The following is a 24,477-nucleotide window of genomic DNA, read 5'->3' as shown; positions in this document are numbered from 1 at the left end:
ACATAAAAAAAGATCTATATGAAGAAGTGGCTTTTCTTTATTCTTACTGTGGTCATATTCACATCTCTACACTCGTGCGTAACAATGGAGTACATCTATCTTGACATACGTCAGCCTGCACATGTTACTTTCCCTTCTGGTACCAGCAAGGTTATCATTACAGACAATTCCTTTAAAGCGAAACATCCTACAGATAGCTTAAGCCAAGCTATTCAATTGAGGAATTTCTTAATTGACTCTATCAGACCTGCTTTATTAAACAATATTGCTCTGTTTATGAGTGAAGATGGGCTAATAGATACTGTTGAGGTATACCCTTATCACCCAAGGCCTTTATATCTATATTACGAAAATGATTCATTATTCGAATTGCCGTTAACAAAAGAAGATATACGAGACATTTGTTATCAGAGTGATGCTAATGCTTTGATTTCACTTGATTTCATAGATATCAGCATATCTAGAATTAATAAAAATCTTTATCGCGTAACAAATGACTATACTATTAGAAATTATTCTGCATTGGGAGATTCTCTTACTCCCCCTATCATTAACAGAATAACCCTTCCATTAGGTGGAGATAATTACAGTTTAGGCCGATTATACAAATATCTAATATACGAATATCCCGTCCAATTAGCAGACCTCCTTGTAGATCTTTATATACCTAAGTGGGAAACACAAGAACGAATACTGTTCACAGAGCTACCAGATAAAGCAAAAGAGGCGTCTAATTTAATGAGAGCAAATATGTGGAAAGAAGCTTTTATCGAATGGGAAAAGGCTTTCAACAATACAAAGAATAAAAAACAGAAAATCATATATGCATCTAATATGGCTCTTGCTTGTGAATATAAAGATGATCTGAAATCAGCTCAAATATGGATCAATGCGGCAAATGATTTATTATCAAAAAATGACGATGGAGAATTGACTAATTATGTTAGATATTACAAAAGCATAATCAAGAATAGGGCTAAGAATGCTCCTATGTTAAAAAGGCAACTGGATTTAAGTATAGAAGAGGATATATTGATGGATAGTCAATAATCTTTTTCTATTTCCAGGTTGAAAAAAACTCTATTATAATCTCAAAAAAGATATTCAATGAAACAGTTTTTATATATTTTTTCCATTATTCTAATATTAGCATCTTGCAACTCAACTAATATAGTTACAATTGATGTTAGAAAACCGGCTTCTGTCACTTTCCCCCCGGAAGTCACCAATATATTAATTGTAGATAATTCGCCGAAACTAGCTTCTCTGCCCCAACAAGAAGAGAGCAAAGATGGAGAATTACATGTTTTGACAGTAGACAGTGCTAAAAAGGTACTTTTGAATTCATTAAATCAGTTTATGAATGAAGAGAAATATTTTAATGAAGTTAAATTGTATCCTTATCGCATGAATAACACCATAGAGGAAGTACATCCTTTATCTGAAAGAAAAGTACAATCAATATGTGCTGAACAAGGGGCTAATGCTATTATCTCTCTTGATTTATTCACTATCTCAGGACAACTTGAAAGTGAAAATACTGGTTATCTAGAAAGTTATCATATCCTTGGCACTAAATTAGGGACACTAGTCAGAGTATTCTCGGAAGATGGTGAATTATACGGAAAACCTATTATACAGCTCGATAGTTTATACACTGAATCTTTTTCTCGTTGGAGTAAATCGAGAGAAAACATACTGCAACTAAATGACTTGATGGCTGAGATTTGCACTATAGGTGCAGATAATCTAACAGGCAAATTCATTCCTTCGTGGCAATCTCAAAATAGATGGTACTATTCCAGTGGATCATCAAAAATGAAAGCAGCCGAGAGATTAGCTAAAGCCAACAAATGGGAAGAGGCTGCATCCTTTTGGAAAAACATATACGAAAATGAGAGTAACAACAAGAAAAAAGCTCGATTAGCATCCAATATAGCTTTGGCATACGAATATCTAGACAATACAGAAGAAGCTCTTAGCTGGATAAACAAAGCTTACGAACTGCTACCAGAACAAAGTAAATCTGATTTATCTTTACAGATTATAGCATACAAAGCGATTCTGGATAAACGAGTAAAATCCATGTCAAAACTGCACGAACAACTCGGAATAGATGATGAAACAGAAAACAATCAAGAGTAACACTTGATACTCCTCTGCGTTACCTAATAGTTTTTTTAGTCATCATACATTTAGAGAAGATTTAATTTTTGTCAAAACAAAACATAAGAGTCAATAAATTCCAATCGAATTAATACCTTAAATACAAGAAAAAGAAGTATTTTTGTGTCGCAAAGAAAAAGCAAACAATAAAACAATATAAATTATTCATTTATTTAAATTTACAGAAACAATGAGAATCGAGAAAATTTTCGCACGTGAAATCTTGGATTCAAGAGGTAATCCTACTATTGAAGTTGATGTAACACTAGAGTGTGGCGTAGTAGGCCGTGCTGCTGTTCCATCAGGAGCATCTACTGGAGAGCATGAAGCTCTTGAACTTCGCGATGGCGACAAAAAACGCTACTTAGGTAAAGGCGTACTTAAAGCTGTTGAGAATGTAAACAACATTATTGCCCCGGCTCTAGAAGGAGAATCTTCTCTTGACCAAAGAGGTATCGACTTGAAAATGATCGCTCTTGACGGAACATCTACAAAATCTAAACTTGGAGCTAACGCTATCCTTGGTGTTTCTCTAGCTGTAGCTAAAGCTGCTGCTAACTACCTAGAGTTACCTCTATATCGCTATATTGGTGGTACTAACACATATACTCTTCCTGTACCTATGATGAACATCATCAACGGAGGTTCTCACTCTGATGCTCCTATCGCATTCCAAGAGTTTATGATCCGCCCTGTTGGTGCTCCTTCATTCAAAGAAGGTTTGAGAATGGGTACTGAAGTATTCCACGCTCTTAAGAAGATTCTTCACGATCGTAACCTAAGCACTGCTGTAGGTGACGAAGGAGGATTTGCTCCAGCTGTAGATGGTACAGAAGATGCACTTAACTCTATCATGAAAGCTATCGAAGCTGCTGGTTACAAACCAGGTGTAGATGTTATGATCGGTCTTGACTGTGCTGCATCCGAATTCTATGTAAACGGAGTATACGATTACAGTAAATTTGAAGGTCCTAACGGAGCTAAACGCACTTCTGCAGAACAAGTTGAATATCTTGCAGAACTAGTAGCTAAATACCCTATCGACTCTATCGAAGATGGTATGCAAGAAAACGACTGGGATGGTTGGAAAGCTCTCACTGACAAACTTGGAAACAAAATCCAATTGGTTGGTGACGACTTGTTCGTAACAAACGTAGACTTCCTTAAGAAAGGTATCGAACTAGGATGCGCTAACTCTATCCTTATCAAAGTAAACCAAATCGGTACTTTAACAGAAACTCTTGATGCTATCGAAATGGCTCACCGTGCAGGTTATACATCTGTAACTTCTCACCGTTCTGGTGAAACAGAAGACAGCACTATTGCTGATATCGCAGTAGCAACTAACTCTGGACAAATCAAAACAGGATCGGCTAGCCGTTCTGACCGTATGGCTAAATACAACCAATTACTTCGCATCGAAGAAGAACTTGGAGACAAAGCTGTTTACGGATACAAAAGAGTTCAACGTAAATAATAAGGAGTTACTTCTTAATTAATATAAAAAACGGCACCTAGTTTAGGTGCCGTTTTTTTGTTATATGCTATCTTTGTCTGTGAGACAGTTTCTTTAATCATTTTCACCGAATAGTTTGTATCAATGATCCGAATATATATTTTATTGTTTTTCATATTATTTTCCACAACATCAAACATATTTTGCCAAACAAAAAAGGATTCTCCTCGCAATGGAGAAGGAATACACGCTTTCTTGAAAAGACATGACCGGACAGGGAATGAATATTATGATAAATTCATCGAATTAAACAAAAGCAAATTAGGAAAAGATAACTCTCTAAGAAAAGGGATTAAATACACCCTCCCTGATATAAAAAAGAGTTCTAATGCGTCTTCAGCAACAACGACTTCTACCGATGGCTCGAAACAAGTAAACAAACTGTTTGGAAAGAAATATGAAGAATACACCATTCGATCTAACAAACTAAAAGGAGCAACATTTTTCTTATCAAGCGGACATGGGGGCCCAGACTGTGGAGCAGTAGGCTATGCAGATGGCAGAGTTCTACACGAAGACGAATATGCTTATGACATTACTTTACGTTTAGCCAAGGCGCTACTAGAAGAAGGAGCAACTGTACATATGATAATTCAAGATGCTAAAGATGGCATCCGCGATGATAAATATCTATCAAACAGCGATAGAGAGACATGTATGGGAACAAAAATACCCAGAGGGCAAAAAGACAGACTAAAACAACGGAGTGATAAAATCAACAGTTTAAGCAAAGCTTCAAAAGATAAATACAAAAGGGCTGCATTTATCCACCTTGATAGCAGAGAAAATAAGCAGAAGCAAATTGATGTATATTTTTATCATGCAGGTAGTCCCGACGGCAAGAGGCTAACAAAAACAATGCGAGAAACATTTGACAATCATTATAACAGACATCAACCCAACCGTGGTTATTCGGGTACAGTTACAGCTCGCGACTTATATGTTCTTAGCAACACATCTCCTGTTGGTATCTATGCAGAGCTTGGGAATATACAAAATGCATTTGATCAAAGGCGCTTTCTCGACCCCAACAACAGACAAGCTTTGGCTAATTGGATGTGCAGAGGCTTTATCAAGGATTACGAAAACTGGAAGAAAAGGAACAAATAAACTCTTCTTAAGCTTGCAATTTCTTTGCTTGCTCCCACAAGGCATCCATTTCTCCTAAGGTCATATCTTTAAGATTCTTCCCTTGCTTTTTGGCTTCCTGCTCTATATAATTGAAACGATGGATAAACTTTTGATTGGTGCGTTCCAATGCATTATCTGGATTTACTTTATACAATCTTGCAGCATTAATCAGACTGAAAAGCATATCTCCAAATTCGGCTTCCATCCTATCTTCTTCCATTGCCGACACTTCAGTTTTTAGTTCGGTCAACTCCTCGAATACCTTATCCCATACATCTTCTTTCTTTTCCCAATCGAAGCCTGCATTTCGAGCCTTATCCTGAATACGGTGAGCTTTAGCAATCGATGGCAATGATGAAGGTACACCTTCTAAAATAGTCTTGTTGCCTCCTTTTTCTTTCAACTTGATCTGCTCCCACGATTTTTCTACTTCGCCCGCTGTCTCCAGAGTATTGTCTCCAAAAACATGTGGGTGACGAAAAACTAATTTATCGCAAAGGGCATGGCATACATCTGCAATATCATAAGTTCCTTTTTCTTCACCTATCTTGGCATAGAACACTACATGAAGCAAGACATCACCTATCTCCTTTTTTATCTCTTCACTATCATTTTTGATAATGGCTTCACATAACTCGTACACTTCTTCAATTGTATTGGTACGCAAGCTTTCGTTTGTTTGCTTGGCATCCCACGGACACTTCATTCTAAGCTCATCTAAAATATCTAAAAGACGCCCGAAAGCCTCCATTTTTTGTTCTTTTGTATGCATAGTATTTAAAAACTTCTAATCCTGATTTTAACTAAAAAGTAACAAAGGTGACATATTTTGCTATTCTTTTACTTGCTCTCTCTCTCTTTAATTCTTTCTATATAATTAAAGATAAAGGTAAAAAGAAAAGCAGACTTTTCGGTTCTGCTTTTTCTCTTTAGTTTATTTATTTTCTTTCTGTTTCTTATAATTATTTAATCCTGTATTTAGGAATTTAATGTATTCCTCTACATTTTCCTTATACGCATATGAAGGTCCGATTGGTTTTCCTTCATGATCCAACAACACATAATAAGGCTGAGAATTGGTTGCAAATTTATGACGTTGCAGATAACTCCATTTATCACCTATCGTTTTCAGTTTAGATGTTTTACCATGTTCTTCCACCTCAATCACTTCAGGAAGACTTTTCTTATCATCCACCATCAATGTGATAAGCACATAGTCTGTTTCAAGAATTTGTTTCACCTTAGGATCTGTCCACACAGAAGCCTCCATCTTACGACAGTTTACACAACCGTAACCCGAAAAGTCGATAATTACAGGTTTATCTACACGCTTCGCATAATCCATCCCCGCTTCATAATCATCAAACTTAGCATGAACTTCTCCTTTATACAGATTGAAATCCTGCGTAAATAACGGAGGAGAAAATGCACTAATTGCTTTCAATGGCGCACCCCATAGTCCCGGTACCATATAAATAGCAAATGCAAATGAGACTATAGCCAAGAATAAGCGTGGTACTGTTACATGTTTCAGATCACTATCGTGCGGCAACTTCAATTTACCTAAAAGGTAAACTCCTAACAGAACGAATATGATGATCCAAAGAACCAAAAACACTTCTCTATCCAACAATCCCCATCCATAAGCCAAGTCTGCTACAGAGAAGAATTTAAGAGCTAGAGCCAGTTCTAAGAATCCTAATACTACTTTTACCGAATTGAGCCATCCTCCCGATTTTGGCATACTTTCGAGCCATGAAGGGAATATGGCGAATAACGAAAATGGAATAGATAAAGCTATACCAAAGCCAAGCATCCCAATAGCTGGAGCCAATAAATTTCCTGATCCGGCAAAGGCTTGCACCAATAGCGTCCCAATAATTGGTCCGGTACATGAAAATGATACCAAAGCCAGTGTAAATGCCATGAAAAATATACTTAATATTCCTGATGTTGAATCCGCTTTTTGATCCATTTTATTGGTCCAAGAGGAAGGTAAAGTTATTTCAAAAGCACCAAAGAAAGATACCGCAAATACAACCAACAGAGCAAAGAATAATAAATTGAAAATAGCACTGGTAGAAAGGTCATTTAATGCACTAGGGCCGAATATTCCTGTAATGATCAAACCCAAAGCAACATAAATAACAATAATACCTACACCATAGGTAACAGCATCTTTGATAGCTTTACTTCTACTTTTTTTATTTCTTTTCAAGAAGAAGCTTACAGTCATTGGTATCATTGGCCAAACACATGGTGTCAATAGAGCAATAAAGCCCCCTCCAATTCCACCTAAGAAAACCCATAACAAAGAGAGGTCTGATGTATCACCTTCTGCACCATAGGCACGCAGTTCATCTACTACAGGAGTCCAAAGGTCTGATTTAGATTCAGGCGATACTGCAACAGCAACGCTATCTGTCTTAGGCTCTGCTTCAGGTTGCTGTCCTTCTGCATCGGGCGTTGCAGTAGCTACATTTCCAGCCACAGCTAACGTGCTTGGTAAGTCTTTCCCTTTAAAGTCCAAGTCTATTTTGATAGGAATACATTGTCCATCTACTTCGCTACAAACCTGAGAACGTAGATCCCCCTCTATCGAGAAAGCATTTTTATCGGTTACTTTAAATCGCTGAACAAAGGTTGCTTCTGTTTCATAATAGCCAATCTCCATTTCGAAAATTTCATCGTAATTCTTGATCAGCTTCGAATTAACAGACTTAAACTCTCCTACTTTTTCCGCCCCAACTAATTTATCGATCGAAAGGCTTGTAGCCATAGGACCGCCTTCGGGTATATGAATATCGTATAGGTGCCATGTTCTATCTATTTTGAAGTTGAAAGTTAACTCAACTTCTCCATTGCCTTTATCTAGTAATTTAGAAGTCCAAGATGTAGGCATTTCCTGAGCAAAAGAACTCGCGATAAATAAGGTAGATAAGAATAGCGATAATAATATCTTTCTCATAAATATAATTTATAGTGATTGCTTTTTTATAAATTGTTCCAAAGTTAAGAAAAAGAGCCTAGTGTATCAATAAGATAAATTACTTTTTCATATTTATTAATAAGTACAACTTTTTTAATAAAAAATGTGCTTCAATACTATTGAAGCACATTATAGATATATCGTAATCAAAGTCGTATTTACATTCTATCCGGCACCTCTATACCAAGTAGAGACATACCTTTTCGCACTGTCTTAGCTACCTCATCTGACAATACTAATCTGAAATCTTTCAACGGTGCATTCTCTTCTTTCAATATACTGAAATCGTGATAGAATTGATTGTATTCTTTCACTAGATCATATACATAGTTCGCAATCAGTGCCGGGTTGTATTCATCACCGGCCTGCTTCACCACAGCAGCAAAGTCTGCTATCAGCTGAACAAGATTTTCTTCTTTAGTTGTTAATACTATATCAGTAGGTAAAAATTGAGGAATACTTAATCCTTGCTCATTCGCTTTACGGATAACAGATTGAATACGAGCATATGTATATTGAATAAATGGTCCGGTATTACCGTTAAAGTCGATCGATTCTTTCGGGTTGAAAGTCATATTCTTCTTAGGATCAACTTTCAGTATGAAATATTTCAGAGCGCCCATACCTACTATTCTAGAGATATTATTTGCTTCTTCTTCACTTACACCATCCAGTTTACCTAGTTCTTGCGAAGTTTCCTTAGCTGTGCTAACCATTTCTTCAACAAGATCGTCAGCATCTACAACCGTTCCCTCTCGAGATTTCATCTTTCCTTCAGGAAGTTCGACCATACCATAAGAGAAGTGAACTAATCCTTTTCCAAACTCAAAGCCTAGCTTATCTAACAGAATAGATAAAACTTGGAAGTGATAGTTCTGTTCATTTCCAACAACATATACCATCGTATTGATCGGATAATCATCGAAACGAGTCTTAGCAGTACCTATATCTTGGGTCATGTATACAGATGTACCATCGCCACGAAGCAGCAATTTATGATCTAACCCATTGTCTGTCAAATCTGCCCAAACAGAAGCATCTTCTTTTTGGTAGAAGATTCCTTTTTCGAGACCAGCCATAACTGTCTCTTTTCCGTCCATATATGTTTGAGATTCGTAATAAATCTTATCAAAGTCAACACCTAGTTTCTTGTATGTTTCATCAAAACCGGCATATACCCATGAGTTCATTTCTTCCCAAAGAGAGACAACAGCCATATCTCCGGCCTCCCATTTGCGAAGCATTTCTCTGGCCTCAGCCATTAATCCGGATTGAGCTTCGGCTTCTTTATCGGACAATCCTTTTGCTTTCAGCTCTGCCAGTTCTGCTTTATAATGTTTATCAAACAATACATAATAGTCACCAACTAAGTGGTCACCTTTCTTTCCACTCGACTGCGGAGTTTCTCCATTACCCCACTTTTGCCAAGCAAGCATAGACTTACAGATATGAATACCTCTATCGTTTACAAGGTTCGTTTTCACTACATTGCAACCATTGGCTTTCAACACTTCGGAAAGAGCATAGCCTAACAAGTTGTTTCTAACATGTCCTAAGTGCAGAGGCTTATTTGTATTTGGCGACGAATATTCAATCATTACCAATGGAGCATCAGCCTCCATCGATTTAAATCCATAATCTACTGTTTCATGAATTTCGTTTAACAGACCCAACCAACTTGAAGACGAAACAGACAAGTTAAGAAAACCCTTTATTACGTTGAATTTCTTTACTTCAGGGGCATTAGCAACCAACCACTCTCCGATCTCCTGAGCTGTTTGCTCGGGACTTTTCTTCGATATCTTAAGAAAAGGGAACACAACCAAAGTAAGGTGTCCTTCAAATTCTCTTTTTGTCTTTTGTAACGAGACTTGATTTTCGGCAACTACCTGTCCGTAAAGAGATTCAATAGCCTTCACAGCTAACTCTTGTAATTTATTTTCTATTTTCATGTTAGGATATCTGAATTATCTTAATAAAACGTCACTCACACAAGCTGAGCAAACAGGATTGCAAAATTATAAAAAAAAGTAGTAATAAGCTGATCTTATTAGAATAAGTTCCCTTTATATAAATACCAAAAAAGCAGAAAGTTTAAAACCTTCTGCTTTTCTTATTTTTTCTTTACTGTTAAATTACAGAGCTGCTAGATCAGCACCTGGTTTGAATTTAACTGTTTTCTTTGCAGGTATATTGATAACTGCTTTAGTTCTAGGGTTAATTCCTTTTCTTGCAGCCTTATGAGTTACAGAGAATGTTCCAAACCCTACTAGAGCTACTTTTCCGTCTTTTTTAACTTCTTCTGTTACTGATTCGATAAACGCTTCTAGCGCTTTTTTTGAATCCACTTTACTTAAACCTGATTTCTCAGCGATAGCATTGATTAGTTCTGTTTTGTTCATAATAAAATTGTAATGATTAATTAAACATTATATTACTGAATATCATATTGTCTACATAGTATTTTTTTATGATTTTCAAATATAGTCGTTTTATTTAATAATCATAAATAAAAAAAAGAAAAACTCACTCTAAATCAGAAAAAATCTAAACGTAACACCATTTTTACCCACAAAACAAAAAATATAAGTAATTTTGGGGCTCTCTAATATTTATATTATAAGATCGTAAAATGAATCAAAACAATGTAGGGTTTATGAGTAGTGTCCCTGTAGTCACTAAAAACTTAATAATAATAAACGTTATTTTCTTTTTAGCAGACACTCTCTTATTCAAAGACAGAACGTTAGATAACATCTTCGCTCTTCATTATTTTACTTCTGACAGCTTTATGCCCCACCAAATCATCACTTGCATGTTTATGCATGGTAGTATTGGGCATTTATTTTTCAATATGTTTGCTGTATTCATGTTCGGACGAACATTAGAAATGATATGGGGACCCCGAAAGTTCTTATTTTATTATATGATAGCCGGCGTAGGAGCATCTTTACTACAACTGCTCGTCATGTATTTAAGGGTTTCATACCTAGAGGCAAGTATCCCTCCAGAAATACTTCCTGATATCCTACAAAAGATAAACACTGAAGGCTTAAGTATATTGATGCAAGATAAGAATTACGCGGATCCGACATTAGGAGGGCTTAATCTTTTGTTAAATGGAGGTATGGTTGGTGCGTCTGGTGCTATATTTGGTATTCTAGTCGCTTTTGGAATGATTTTTCCTAATGCTGAGCTAATGTTGATCTTCCCTCCTATACCAATCAAAGCAAAATGGTTCGTTATAGGCTATGGTGTTATAGAACTAGCTCTAGGCATAGCCGACAGAGAAGGCGACAACATCGCGCACTTTGCACACTTAGGAGGTTTATTGACCGGACTTATCATACTCTTATATTGGAAGCATAAAGGTAAATTAACGACTAAAGATGGGAGTTTTCAACGATAATATAAAACCGATATTAAAGAGGAAGGATATCCTCGTGAGATTAATAGTTATAAATGTTGTTGTATTTCTACTTTTAGTAGCCATCAACATCACTAAGCTATTTGAGGTCAACATTACAGAAGATGTGATGAGCTTCCTTATTGTTCCGTCCAATCTTAGTGAACTGGCAACCAGATTTTGGACGCCTCTAACGTACATGTTTGTTCATATAGACTTCTTCCATATCTTGTTCAACATGCTTGTCCTTTACGGGTTTGGAAGAATATTCCTATCTCATTTCAGTGCAAAGAATCTGGGTAGTTTATATATCTTAGGAGGCTTGGCTGGAGCGTTTATCTTTATTTTAGCTTATAATACAATTCCTTTATTTGCTAAATCGAACGATGCCGTTATGTGGGGAGCTTCAGCATCTGTTATGGCAATCGTTTTCGCTGCAGCCTTCTACAGACCAAACACAGAGGTTTCATTATTCTTTCTCCTACGAATAAAGATTATATATATTGCTCTTATTATATTCGTTCTTGATTTTATAGGAATAGCAGGCAATAGTAACCCTGGCGGACATATGGCACATATAGGAGGAGCATTGATCGGCTACATCTATGCAAAACAATACCTGCAAGGAAAAGATATAACTAAATGGGTAAGTAAAATCATAGATTCTTTTGCCAACATATCTAAACCTTCAAAAAAAATGAAGGTCAAGCACACTAAAAGGGATGCCGACTACGAATACAATGAACGCAAAAAGGATCAGAACGAGGAGATAGATCGTATATTAGACAAAATAAAGGCTGCCGGATACAGCAGTCTGAGTGCAGATGAAAAAAAACGATTATTCGATGCCAGCAAAAAGTGATTTTTTCAGCAATACAATTTGGAAATATCTTAAATACACAATATTTGCCACAAATATTATAGCAATAATCGTCTTACTTATATCGATTTTGGCATGGAATGTCGTACCATCTAAAATTCCAATAATTGCATATTTAGGATTGGGATTTCCGATCATCCTTTTTATAAATATAGCATACCTTATCTTATGGCTGGTTTCTTGGCGGTGGAAGTATGCTTTAGTGCAACTTGCAGTTATACTTTGTTGCTGGAGTCCGATCAGTACTAGTTTTCCCATCCACCTTAAAACTAGTCAGATCCCCGAAAACAATTTCAAGGTACTCTCCTATAATGTAAGAAGTTTCAATTGGCTGAGAGGTAAAGAGGCTAGAAACAACCCAATATTCGACTATATAAAAGAGAGTAATGCTGATATTGTTTGTCTTCAGGAATTTACAGTTTCTACAGGCAAGGGTAAAAAAGATATTATTACGCAGAGTGAATTCAACGAAATTATGAAAGACTATCCATATCGGTCAGTCATAAATCTGGGACGCAAACGTAAAGGGCATGTCTATGGAGTTGCTTGTTACTCTAAATTCCCAATATCTGACACGCATAAACTGCCTATCGAAAGCACTTACAACGGTTCTGTTATGTATACTCTAGATATACAAGGAAAAAAAGTAACATTGGTAAACAACCACTTAGAATCGAACAGACTGACCTCTGAAGATAAAAAAGCATACAAGGATTTTCTAAAAACCAGAGATAGAGAGTCCTTTGATGAAATGGCTCACTCCTTACATAGCAGACTTGGAGCCGGATATAAAATAAGAGAAAAGCAGGCTGAACTGATAAAGCAAAAGTTAGACGAACAAAAAACCGACGCAACAATAGTCTGCGGAGATTTCAATGATGCACCTATTTCGTACACATATCACACAATAAAGGGGAATAATCTTATCGATTCGCATGTAAACACTGGATTTGGGAAGGGGATAACGTATCACGAGAACTATTTCTTTGTTCGGATTGACTTTATTATGCACTCTCCGAATATAGAATCATACAATTGCAAAGTAGACAGAGTTAAATATTCAGATCATTACCCTGTCTGGACTCATTTATCATTCAAATAAACTAACCTTATTTATTTCCGTTCAGCCAACTTGGATAGTTTATTCTTTCTTGCTTTTTATTGTAAGATTTTTATAATATAAATTCTTATCTTTGAGACCATCAATAAAAGACCTAAATTATGAAACGGTTTGCTATATACGTATTGCTTTCTGTACTATACATACCTATTGCTTTTTCGCAAACATTAGCAGAAGCTAAAGCCTTCTATCTGGAAGGAAACTATATCAGTGCTTTACCCATATTTGAAGTAGAGTATGGCAAGAAACCTACTGACGCTAATTTAAACCATTGGTATGGAGCTTGTCTTGTTGAAACTGGCGGAAACTTAAACAAAGCGGAAGAATGTCTTCTTCTTTCATCTAAAAAAAACATACAAGATTCATTCTACTATCTAGGTCTCATCTATACAGAGAAATATCAATTTACAAATGCGCAAGAGGCTTTTGACAAATACGAATCTTTACTGAACAAAAAAAAGCCTCGCAAAAACTCTGTTGAAGCAGAGAAAAAAGAGAGTGACATTGCCAGACTGGAAGAAAAACGGAAAGCAATGTCCAGACTTAACCGCATGGTTTCTAACACAGAAGATATTCAGATTATAGACAGTCTTGTTGTTGACAAAGGAAGTTTCCTTTCAGCTTACAAGCTAAGTCACAGTTCAGGACGGATTGACTATTTCAACACTGTGTTTTCTGCCAACAAAGATGTAGAATCGACTGTATATTTTAACGAAAAAGAGACCAAAGCTTATTATTCTCAGCCGGATAGAAATGGAGTATATGCTCTATATTCTATGGAAAAACTGCTGGATGACTTTGGAAATGAAAAACGACTTTCATCTACGAACTTTGGTTTAACCGGAGATGTGAACTATCCTTATGTAATGACCGATGGTGTAACCATCTACTTTGCAGCCAAAGATGTTGAATCTATCGGCGGATATGACTTATTTGTTTCTCGTTACAATATGAACAATGACAACTATCTGACACCAGAAAGACTAAATATGCCTTTCAATTCGGCATACAATGACTATATGATGGTAATAGATGAAGAAAAGGGCATTGGCTGGTTTGCTTCTGACAGATATCAACCCGAAGGTAAAGTCTGTATATATACTTTTATACCAAATAAGTCCGTTAAGACGATAGAAAGTGATGACGAGGCTTTTTTAGCTAATAGAGCTAGAATTTCATCAATCAAAGACACATGGATCGATGGCACAAACTATTCGAGTGTGATCGAACTTGCACGAAAGGCTCCGAAAGAAAAAGTTAAAGTTGTTCGTGATTTCGAATTTGTTGTTAACGACAAACACACTTACTATACACTTTCTGATTTCAAGAACAGCAACGCTAAAGATACATACCACAGAGTTATTCAGATGAAAGCTGAACATATCAGCATATCAAATAAACTTAAAGTAATGAGAGAAGAATATTCAAAATCTTCTCCTGAAGGAAAAAGGAGTATGACCAGTGATATTTTGAATTTAGAAAAGCAACTGGAGAAAATTCACTCAGAATTACCTAGGCTGGAGGTACAAGCAAGAAATCAAGAAATTCAAAGCTTATAATTTTATAATAAAACCAAATAGTAGAAACTTTTTTTACCTCATAATATAATTTACAATTTATGAAAAGAGACAATGCCATTTTCGATATTATCGAAAGAGAGTATCAAAGACAAATCAAAGGGATCGAACTTATCGCATCCGAAAATTTTGTAAGCCCTCAAGTTATGGAAGCTATGGGCTCATGTCTAACAAATAAATACGCAGAAGGATATCCGGGGAAAAGATATTATGGGGGTTGTGAAATCGTAGATTTAAGCGAACAACTAGCAATAGATCGCTTAAAGGAAATATTCGGAGCTGAATGGGCTAATGTACAGCCTCATTCCGGAGCGCAGGCTAATGCAGCTGTATTTCTTGCTTGTTTAAATGCAGGAGATAAATTTCTGGGACTAAACCTTTCGCACGGAGGTCACCTTTCGCACGGTTCACCCGTTAACTTTTCAGGGTTAATGTTCAATGCTTTAGAATATAATGTAAGACAAGATACAGAACAAGTTGACTACGATCAACTAGAAGAAGTTGCTCGTGCAGAGAAACCTAAATTAATCATTGCCGGAGCATCGGCTTATTCTCGCGAGTGGGATTATGCACGCATACGTAAAATTGCAGATGAAATAGGTGCCATTTTCATGGTCGACATGGCTCACCCTGCAGGACTTATTGCGGCAGGATTACTAGACAACCCACTACCTCATGCTCATATTGTTACTACAACAACACACAAGACTCTTCGTGGTCCTCGTGGTGGTGCTATCCTATTAGGCAAAGATTTCGAAAACCCTTGGGGCAAGAAAACACCTAAAGGCGAAGTTCGTATGATGTCGGCATTGCTGGATTCTGCTGTATTCCCTGGAATGCAAGGAGGACCTCTAGAGCATGTGATTGCAGCTAAAGCAGTATCATTTGCCGAAGCCCTTGATCCTTCTTACAAAGAATACCAGACTCAAGTGAAGAAAAATGCAGCTGTAATGGCTCAAGCATTCATGGACAAAGGTTATAAAGTTGTTTCCGGAGGTACTGACAATCACTCTATGCTAATAGACTTACGTCCTAAATTCCCTGAATTGACGGGTAAATTGGCAGAGAAAGCTCTTGTATTAGCAGATATTACAACAAATAAAAATATGGTTCCATTCGATTCCCGTAGTCCATTCCAGACATCTGGTCTACGTTTTGGTACTCCTGCTATCACTACCAGAGGTGCCAAAGAATCATTGATGGGTGAAATTGTAGAAATGATCGACACTGTTCTTTCTAACCCTGAAAATGAACAAGTAATAAAGAGCGTTCATGAGAAAGTAAATGCAACGATGAAAGATTATCCTTTATTTGCTTGGTAATAGACAGGAATAATAACTTTATTATCCTAAATATTCAATAATATAGGGTTACTCTTTTATGGGTAACCCTTTTAGAAAACAAGACGCTCTTAACAATGAAAAAACCTATAGCTGTATTTCGCTATATTCTATCTATTCACATTCTAGCACTTACTATTTTAACTATACTTCGATTTATATTATTCTTTAGTAATATTGAACAAACATCTGGAGTAGAAAACCCTTTCCCTCTAATTTACAGAGCTTTTCTTAAAGGAATACAATTTGATAACGCCATTGCCTGCTATATAGCAATCTTACCGACAGTCACACTATTAGTTGTAGCTTTATTTAACAAGATCCCCCGACTTCTTATCAAGTCTTTCAATATATATTATATAATATCCTACACAGTTATTTTTGCCATATCTGTCGCTGATATACCTTACTTTTCGTACTATTTTACTCATTTAAATAATTCTATCTTCAATTGGTTTGGTTTTGAAGGCACAGCAGGAATGATACTACAAGAGACTTCTTATTATATCTTCTTTGCTTTATTTTTATTAGTGGTTATTTCCTTTGCTTTATTTGTACATCGTATAGGAAATATACTTCTCAAACAACCGTATGGAAATATAAGTAAGCGGAATTACAAATATTACATTCCTTTTGTCTTCCTTGTATGGGCACTTTGTTTCGTTGGTTTTAGAGGATTAGGAAGATACCCTATTCGTGTTAGTGACGCTTATTTTTGCAACAATTCATTCATTAATCAATTGGGAATAAATCCTTCTTTCTTTTTAATAAAAAGTAGCAGTCAAGCAAAGAAACAAAACAAGTTAGCAAACTTAATCTCTGCTGAGGAGGCTATCGCCTATGTTCAAAATACTTTTGCGATTGATTCTCTTCCAACAGAAAAATCTCCAATTAGCAGAAATGTAAACTTTGAGGAGGAGCCTAAAAACTATAACATAGTTATCATCCTCTTAGAATCGATGGGAGTCAATTACCTAGAGATGGAGTACAAAGGCAAAACATTAACGCCTTACGTACATGAATTAATAGCTGAATCATATTATTTCGAGAATTTCTATTCTGCCGGTATACACACAAACAATGGTATTGCTTCAACCTTATATGGTTTTCCTCCAATATTTGAACAAACTATGATGCCGTCTACTCCTAATTACTATAAGGGGTTACCTACCGTATTGAAATCTATCGGCTATCAAAATCTTTTCTTCCTGACACATGATCCGTCATACGACAATATGTATGCTTTTTTAAGCGAAAACAGTTTCGATAAAATATATGCAGAGCCAGACTACCCTACAGGGAAAATAGTCAACAATTTCGGTGTGCAAGATGACTATTTATTTGAATTTGGCTCTAACAAATTAAACGAAATAGCGAAGCAAAACAAGCCCTTTCTTGCAACTTTCATGACTGTCAGCAATCATCCCCCATATGTTGTTCCTGACAAGTTCAAAGATGCAGGAGCTACAGATAATGAACGCATTATCGCCTTTACAGATAACAGTCTAAAAGTTTTCATGGAAAATGCAAAGAAACAAGATTGGTATAACAACACTATCTTCGTAATCTTAGGTGATCACGGGCGAGTATTAGGCAAGCAAAATTACGAGATGTCTTTAAGCTACAATCATATTCCTTTAATTATACACTCTCCACTATTTAGAGACTCCCCTAAACGGATTAAAGACTTTGGAGGGCAAGTTGATATATTCCCTACCGTAATGGGACTACTACGTCAGCCTTATATAAACAACAGCTTAGGGATAGACTTATTCAGAGAAAAACGCCCTTATACTTATTTTGTTTCTGACACACATCTAGGATGCATTGATGATGAATTCTTCTACATTTACAATCCTGTTGATAAAAGTGAAGGTCTTTATCATTACAGAGAGAATGATACCCACAATTTGCTGCAAGAAAAAAAGGAGGTAGCAAAAGATATGAAAGAATACTCTACATCGATGATGATTACTGCCGACTATTTAATTCAGGAGCAATTGACTCGATAATTTAAATTGAAGAAGAAAACGAATGAAGAAAATAAGAACATACATTACATATATACTATCAGTCCATCTGTTGGCACTTTTGTTTATGACATCGCAACGGATTGTACTTTTATTAACCAATCTACAACACATATCCGATGTTGATTCCAAATTCAGTTGGATATTTTCGGCATTGCTTCGCGGTGTATGGTTCGACAACGTTATTGCATGCTATATATCTATTGCACCTCTTGCTATTCTATCTATTCTTGGACTTTTCAACATTGTAAAGAAGCCAATATTCACCATATGTAATATTTTCTATATCGCTGTTTATACACTTCTCTTTGCAATAGGTACAGCCAATATTCCTTATTTTCATTACTTTTTCAAGCATCTAAATAACTCCATCTTCAATTGGAACGAAGAGGGAGGCACTACACTAGGTATGGTAACTCAGGAAACATCGTACTATATCTACATGGTATTTTTCCTTATTTCGATTGTATTATTTGGATTTCTACTTTTCAGAATAAGCAAACAACTATTGCAAAAAGAACAAATTAGCATAAAGCCAAAAGAATATCTTCTATACATTCCTATTGTTGCTGCATTAATAGGTCTTTGCCTATTCGGCATACGCGGAAGAATGGGATACAACCCGATAAGGACAAGCCAAGCCTACTTCTGCACCAATTCTTTCTTAAATCAGCTAGGAATCAATCCATCTTTTTATCTAATGAGAGACATTATTGAATCGGGCAAGTCGCATCATAATGTAGATAATATTATTTCGGAGGAAGATGCTATTGCCATTACTCAAGAAACATTAAATATATCATCAAACAACAATTCCGGATCATCTCCTATCGTAAGAGAAATTATTACCGAAGGTGAGGCTAAGAATATGAATGTGATTGTTGTCCTCATGGAATCTATGTCTTCCGATTTCTTAGATGTTAAAGAAAACGGACAAGAGGTTACACCTTATATAAATCAACTAAAAAGGGAATCATACTACTTCAATAACTTTTATTCGGCCGGTACACATACCAATCATGGAGTATTGGCTACATTATACGGACTCCCATCTTTATTCGACCGTAATATGATGAAGAACGTGGACATTCCTCTGTGTCAAGGTTTACCGAATGAATTGCAAAAACAAGGCTATCGCACAATGTTCTTTATGACTCATGAAGCTCAATACGACAACATGAATGCTTTCCTCTATGAAAACGGAATAGATGAAGTATATGCAGAAGAGAACTACCCCAGAGAGAAACGTCGAAACAGCTTCGGTGTGGCAGACGATTTCCTTATGGAGTATGGACTGAATAAGATAAATGAGAAAGCAAAAGAACCTCAACCCTTCTTTGCTACATTATTAACAATCAGTAACCACCCTCCGTATATTATCCCTGAAAAATATAAAAGCATAAGTAAAGACACACAATATCAGATTTTAGCTTTTGCTGATGATGCCATTCGTCAATTTATGGAAGGAGCAAAAGAACAGGAATGGTACGACAATACTATTTTCGTTTTCTTGGGCGATCATGGTAAGATAGTAGGTTCTCAGACATACGACATGCCTCTCTCTTACAATCATATTCCGTTGATAATCTATTCACCTAGCTTTGCCGATGCCCCTCAACAGTTTGAACAATTTGGAGGACAAGTAGATGTATTCCCTACTGTAATGGGTTTACTGAATCGTCCTTATACAAACAATACTTTCGGAGTCGATTTGTTTAAGGAAAACCGCCCGTATATGTTTTTCTCTTCTGACGATGCCTTAGGTTGCATCGATCAAGAAGATTTTTATTCTTACAACTTCAAAGCAAATATAGAAGGATTGTATAAATACAGGGAAAATAATCCTCAAAACTTCATCGAAGAAAATAAAACTAAAGCCGATAGTATGAAAGCATATTCGGCTGCTATGTTACAAACAGCAAGTTACATGTTCAAAAATCGTCTTCTTAGGGTAGAAGAATAGGATTACTCAACATACAATACCAACCCTTTAAGGTATTCACCTTCGGGATGGTAGATATTGATAGGATGATCGGCAGGTTGACTCAATTGATGAAGAATACGCACCCTACGTCCCGACATTGCTGCCGCACTGAATACAGCTAATCGGAAAGCATCTTTCGATATCACTTGCGAACATGAGAACGTAAAGACAATTCCTCCAGGTGCAACCTTATCAAAAGCCACTGCATTCAATCGTTTGTAGCCTTGCAGTGCGTTTTTAATTGCTCCACGATGTTTGGCGAAGGCCGGAGGATCTAATACAATCAAGTCGTATTTATCTCCTTTTATACTGCCTAAAAACTTAAAGGCATCTTCTGCAAAAGCCTCGTGTCTGTTATCGTCAGGAAAGTTTAATTCTACATTTTTATTGGTGAGCATAATCGCTTTTGACGAACTATCTACCGAATGTACGAGTTCTGCTCCTCCACGCATTGCATAGAAAGAAAACCCACCTGTATAGCAGAACATATTGAGTACAGAGCTACCTTTTGAATAACGCTCCAACAAAGCTCTGTTATCTCGTTGATCGACAAAGAAGCCTGTTTTTTGCCCTTTCACCCAGTCTGGATAGAATTTCAATCCATTCTCAATAGCGACATCATTTACTTCTTTGCCTCCATATAAGTAATCATTTTCGGCTCCAAGGTTAGCTTTAAAAGGTAAAGTTGTTTCCGACTTGTAATAGATATTTTTCAGTCCATCACCCAAAACAACTTTCAAGGCTTCGCAAATAGCCATTCGCGATTCGTGCATACCTACCGAGTGAGACTGAATAACAGCTGTTTCGGCATATACATCAATGATAAGTCCGGGAAGTCCGTCACCCTCTCCATGCACCAGACGATATGAATTGTTTTCGGGAGACAATAATCCTATCGCTTTTCTCAAATTTAAAGCAACAGACAAACGTTTTTCCCAAAACTCGCTATTAATCTCTTCTTGTTCGAATGATAAAACTCTTACCTCGATACTACCTATCTGATAATGCCCCACCGCTATAAATTCATCAGCCGCAGTGTACACATTTACGACTTCACCTTCTTGCAGGCTAGCATCTTTTTGTTGTACTGCTCCCGAAAATATCCATGGATGAAAGCGTTTTAGAGATTCTTCTTTCTTAGGTTTTAGTTTTATCTTCTTATAATTCATATCTATATTCTATGCCAAAAGGGTATGTTATTCTATTTTTATTAAAGTGTACAAAATTACAACTTTATTTTTTAGATCTAGCTATTTCTATTTCAACTAAAGTTCTACAAATAAAAAAGAAATAATTTTGTCTATAAACTTATGATAGGTCTATAAACAGGAATAAATTTTTCAAATATATTCACTAATTCAGAAGAATTACACATTTCAACCCATCCTAAAGCTGAATTTTGTAAACCTACAAAATCATCATTGATCACTATATTTGTTTTGTAAACTAATTCTCCTTCAATAAATACACAAAACAAACTCTCACAAGTAGCCATATCTCCATTTGTATATATACAATTAAAGTCTTCTACTAACTTTCTAATTAGTTCGTCATTATTTGTATACAATATTTTATGATCAGGAATTTTTACAGGTAACTCTTCCAAATCACTCTTCGATATATGTAAATATATTTCCACGTCTGAAGAAAGATCAAGATTTTGTAAGGGATTTACTATATCTCCTTTTTGAAGATTATAGTCTGCATCTTTAACAAAAAACGTACTCTCTTGAATTCTTACGACAGGAAATATGTTTGCATGGTACAAAGCTAGCACCAAGCAGACTAAAAAAGTAAAAGATATTATTATTCTATATTTATTTTTTTTCATATCTATTCCAAACTATCAATCTCATAGAAATAAAGTTATCATCTAACCAATTATTTACACATAAATATAAATAGAAAAAGGGACAATAATATAATTATCATCCCTTTTCGGTTGGTTCCTCATCCTCTTTTACACGTTCACACGCTTAAAGAGTAATCTATATATACTAATATTAAAACTTTTACAATTCAATTTTCAGGGCAGCACCCCAACGCATTGGCTTACCTTTTTGTCCGAAATACTTATTATCCGAGTCGAACAAAAATGTATGATAATCCCTATCTAAAATATTCTTTCCAAAGAATTCCAATGTGAAAATACTTTTCTCTAAAGCCAAGCGGGCATTTAATGTTCCGTAAAAGCCTTGCTTCATCAGGTTATCTTCTTTCCAGTAGATATCTCCTACTCCGATATAATTAGCATCGAAAGTAAAACGATCAAGTACAGGATTCTTTTTCAGATCGTAGGAAATGCTTCCCCCTACACTAAAAGTAGAACTTGGTGCGAATGGGATATGATTTCCTGTATAATCTTTTTTCGCGGTTTCATCCACATAGTTTTTAAACACAGCATCTACCAATCCGTAACTTCCATACAGATAGAAGCCTTTGCATGGACGCGCTTTCAGTCCTAGCTCGAATCCTTTACTTACAGCCTCACCTGCATTGCTGACTTTACGTCCTCCGCGATTGTTCACAAACTGAGTTATTTGCACATCGCGAATATCCATATAATAAAGTGCATAATTAGCAGAAAAAGCATTGTCAATAATTTCTACTTGCCCACCAAATTCATAATTCCAGCTATATTCGGGACTGTAAGATATACGGTCATCGATAGAGGTATCGTCACTTGCTCCTCCATTTCGCCCCATCATACCCGGAGGCATCCCTGCCATCATTTCTTTCTGTAATTCTTCTTGCAAAAGATCGGCAAACATCTGAATATTATGTCCACCTGCCTTATATCCTCTGGAAGCTGACACATAAGCATATGAGTTTTTATGAAATTCGTATTTCAATACAGCTTTAGGTAAAAATTCAAGAAAATCTGCTTCTGAGGTTCCTTCTAAAAGAGCATTGGCTGTATATTTTTGAGGTGGCATTGGAACATTCGGTATTGTAATCTCAAAATTAGCAACTGCATCTGCATTGTAATCTAACTTTGTTTTCTCATAATCGAGACGAACACCCAGTGTCAATGACAAGCCTTCCGTTTCTGCAATATTATTGAATGTTGACTGATGGAAGGCGGCAAAGCCGTATGTAGGGCGTTTGTACTGTCCATTCAAGTCTATTTGATCGTCGGTAAAAGTCAAAGGAGCTCCTACTGCTGTAATCGGCGCTTGGAGGTATTTTTGTATTCCGTCTTTCATCATATACACCGGAGGGGTTGTATGCAGATAATCATAAAAACCATATACACCTCCCGACCATTGATAATTGGAATGGTTCGCTGATTTTATCGTTACCTCCTGACTCAATGAATTCTGACGTTGCTTTTGATTTATATAAAAGACAGACAGACGGGTATAATCCTGATCCATATTCATTTCGTCGTTCAGATACTGATAACCGGTTGTCGAGTTTACCTCATAACCATTCCCTAAATAACGCAAAGCCAATCCATTGGTAAAAAGTTTCCTTTTATAATAGCCTTCGGAATTATAATCGATCTCCTTTGTCTCTACATTCTCATAAGGAAATGCACCTTGATCTACATAGTCGAAACTGGTGGAATATGTAGCAGAGAAACGAGGCGAAAACTCCCAGACAAACTTTGCACGTCCACCTACATTTTTTATATCATCAATTTTCTTTCCGGTATAAAGATTTTCAAAATAGCCATCATCTTGCTTGTAATACGCACCTACAGAGAAACCCATCTTTTGATTCAGACGTTGGTAGTGAGAAGCATTAGCTGATAACTGCCCATGACTTCCTCCCCCTAACTTAATTCTTGTTCCCTCGTATGTCAAAGGAGAGAACGTATAAACATTCAAGATACCTCCCATCGCATTTCTTCCATAGAGAGTTCCCTGGGTGCCTCGAAGAACCTCTATCCGCTGTATATCAAACAACTCCGTATCAAACGAAGTTGTATTAAAATAGGGAATATTGTCGACATACATGCTTACTGTTTGTTCTCCCGAACGAGCTCCGACACCTCTTATATATAAAGGAGCTGTCATTTTGGAACCATAATCTGCCGCAAAATAGTTGGGAACAATAGCACTTAAGTCCTTTAAAGAATGGACTTGTAAAGCTTCCAGATTCTTTGGAGAAAAAACCGTAACTGCTGCCGGTAACGATTTCAGGCTATTGGTTTCTTTCGTTGTAGACAGTATTACAATATCGTTCTTCAGTTCGGTATATAGCGTATCTTGTCGCTGAGGTCCTTGTGAAAAAATATTAGCTACAGACACAAACGTACAGAGTAAAAGAGTACATCTTCTAATTATAGAATAGTTTTTCATTGTTAAAGTTGATTTGTTTAATACAAAGGAA

At 36.3% G+C, this 24,477-nt stretch carries 18 protein-coding genes; 11 read left to right on the top strand and 7 right to left on the bottom strand.

The window, feature by feature from the left end:
- Positions 1-18: 18 nt before the first annotated feature.
- The 4 genes from DHU68_RS10890 to DHU68_RS10875 all read left to right on the top strand — a co-directional run bounded on the left by DHU68_RS10890 (position 19) and on the right by DHU68_RS10875 (position 4,792).
- Positions 19-1,050: a DUF6340 family protein gene (locus DHU68_RS10890; RefSeq protein WP_160111122.1), complete on the top strand. Its 1,032-nt coding sequence runs from the start codon at positions 19-21 to the stop codon at positions 1,048-1,050.
- A 57-nt stretch (positions 1,051-1,107) separates the two neighbouring features.
- A complete protein-coding gene (locus DHU68_RS10885; protein WP_108823018.1) occupies positions 1,108-2,145 on the top strand; it encodes a DUF6340 family protein in 1,038 nt (345 codons plus the stop codon).
- A 211-nt stretch (positions 2,146-2,356) separates the two neighbouring features.
- A complete protein-coding gene (gene eno / locus DHU68_RS10880) occupies positions 2,357-3,643 on the top strand; it encodes a phosphopyruvate hydratase (RefSeq protein WP_108823017.1) in 1,287 nt (428 codons plus the stop codon).
- 123 nt (positions 3,644-3,766) lie between these two features.
- A complete protein-coding gene (locus DHU68_RS10875; RefSeq protein ID WP_108823016.1) occupies positions 3,767-4,792 on the top strand; it encodes an N-acetylmuramoyl-L-alanine amidase in 1,026 nt (341 codons plus the stop codon).
- 7 nt (positions 4,793-4,799) lie between these two features.
- Here DHU68_RS10875 and mazG read toward each other — a convergent pair whose 3' ends face one another.
- The 4 genes from mazG to DHU68_RS10855 all read right to left on the bottom strand — a co-directional run bounded on the left by mazG (position 4,800) and on the right by DHU68_RS10855 (position 10,204).
- The gene (mazG, locus tag DHU68_RS10870) at positions 4,800-5,585 is read right to left on the bottom strand and encodes a nucleoside triphosphate pyrophosphohydrolase (RefSeq protein ID WP_108823015.1); all 786 of its coding nucleotides are present in this window, start codon (positions 5,583-5,585) and stop codon (positions 4,800-4,802) included.
- Between the two features lie 162 nt (positions 5,586-5,747).
- Complete coding sequence (locus tag DHU68_RS10865; RefSeq protein WP_108823014.1) at positions 5,748-7,781, bottom strand: cytochrome c biogenesis protein CcdA; 2,034 nt, start codon at positions 7,779-7,781, stop codon at positions 5,748-5,750.
- A 179-nt stretch (positions 7,782-7,960) separates the two neighbouring features.
- The gene (gene argS / locus DHU68_RS10860) at positions 7,961-9,754 is read right to left on the bottom strand and encodes an arginine--tRNA ligase (protein WP_108823013.1); all 1,794 of its coding nucleotides are present in this window, start codon (positions 9,752-9,754) and stop codon (positions 7,961-7,963) included.
- 183 nt (positions 9,755-9,937) lie between these two features.
- Positions 9,938-10,204: an HU family DNA-binding protein gene (locus DHU68_RS10855; protein ID WP_108823012.1), complete on the bottom strand. Its 267-nt coding sequence runs from the start codon at positions 10,202-10,204 to the stop codon at positions 9,938-9,940.
- Positions 10,205-10,434: 230 nt separating this feature from the next.
- Here DHU68_RS10855 and DHU68_RS10850 point away from each other — a divergent pair, with 230 nt between their 5' ends.
- The 7 genes from DHU68_RS10850 (at position 10,435) to DHU68_RS10820 (ending at position 20,118) form a co-directional block, all read left to right on the top strand.
- Complete coding sequence (locus DHU68_RS10850) at positions 10,435-11,211, top strand: rhomboid family intramembrane serine protease (protein WP_108823011.1); 777 nt, start codon at positions 10,435-10,437, stop codon at positions 11,209-11,211.
- 34 nt (positions 11,212-11,245) lie between these two features.
- A complete protein-coding gene (locus DHU68_RS10845) occupies positions 11,246-12,070 on the top strand; it encodes a rhomboid family intramembrane serine protease (RefSeq protein WP_369831339.1) in 825 nt (274 codons plus the stop codon).
- On the top strand, positions 12,033-13,190 hold the full coding sequence (locus DHU68_RS10840) for an endonuclease/exonuclease/phosphatase family protein (protein ID WP_255412485.1): 1,158 nt from the start codon (positions 12,033-12,035) through the stop codon (positions 13,188-13,190). The genes DHU68_RS10845 and DHU68_RS10840 overlap by 38 nt, the downstream gene beginning before the upstream one ends.
- 119 nt (positions 13,191-13,309) lie before the next feature.
- Positions 13,310-14,767, top strand: coding sequence for a M48 family metallopeptidase (locus tag DHU68_RS10835; protein WP_108823009.1), 1,458 nt, complete (start codon positions 13,310-13,312; stop codon positions 14,765-14,767).
- Between the two features lie 59 nt (positions 14,768-14,826).
- On the top strand, positions 14,827-16,107 hold the full coding sequence (gene glyA / locus DHU68_RS10830) for a serine hydroxymethyltransferase (protein WP_108823008.1): 1,281 nt from the start codon (positions 14,827-14,829) through the stop codon (positions 16,105-16,107).
- 95 nt (positions 16,108-16,202) lie between these two features.
- Positions 16,203-18,137 (top strand): LTA synthase family protein, encoded by a 1,935-nt coding sequence (locus DHU68_RS10825; RefSeq protein ID WP_108823007.1) that lies wholly within the window; start codon positions 16,203-16,205, stop codon positions 18,135-18,137.
- Between the two features lie 22 nt (positions 18,138-18,159).
- Positions 18,160-20,118 (top strand): LTA synthase family protein, encoded by a 1,959-nt coding sequence (locus DHU68_RS10820; protein WP_255412484.1) that lies wholly within the window; start codon positions 18,160-18,162, stop codon positions 20,116-20,118.
- A gap of 2 nt (positions 20,119-20,120) precedes the next feature.
- On the opposite strand, the gene DHU68_RS10815 is transcribed toward DHU68_RS10820, so the two are convergent.
- From DHU68_RS10815 to DHU68_RS10805, 3 genes are all read right to left on the bottom strand, one after another.
- Positions 20,121-21,308: a class I SAM-dependent rRNA methyltransferase gene (locus DHU68_RS10815; RefSeq protein WP_108823005.1), complete on the bottom strand. Its 1,188-nt coding sequence runs from the start codon at positions 21,306-21,308 to the stop codon at positions 20,121-20,123.
- Positions 21,309-21,439: 131 nt separating this feature from the next.
- Entirely contained in the window at positions 21,440-21,970 is a 531-nt protein-coding gene (locus DHU68_RS10810) for a hypothetical protein (protein WP_108823004.1), read from the bottom strand.
- A gap of 181 nt (positions 21,971-22,151) precedes the next feature.
- Positions 22,152-24,446, bottom strand: a complete 2,295-nt coding sequence (locus DHU68_RS10805; protein WP_108823003.1) for a TonB-dependent receptor — start codon at positions 24,444-24,446, stop codon at positions 22,152-22,154.
- Between the last annotated feature and the right edge of the window lie 31 nt (positions 24,447-24,477).

It is taken from the genome of Dysgonomonas sp. Marseille-P4361, from assembly GCF_900343125.1.
Taxonomy (GTDB): domain Bacteria; phylum Bacteroidota; class Bacteroidia; order Bacteroidales; family Dysgonomonadaceae; genus Dysgonomonas.
This window is presented reverse-complemented; position numbering and strand designations above follow the sequence as displayed.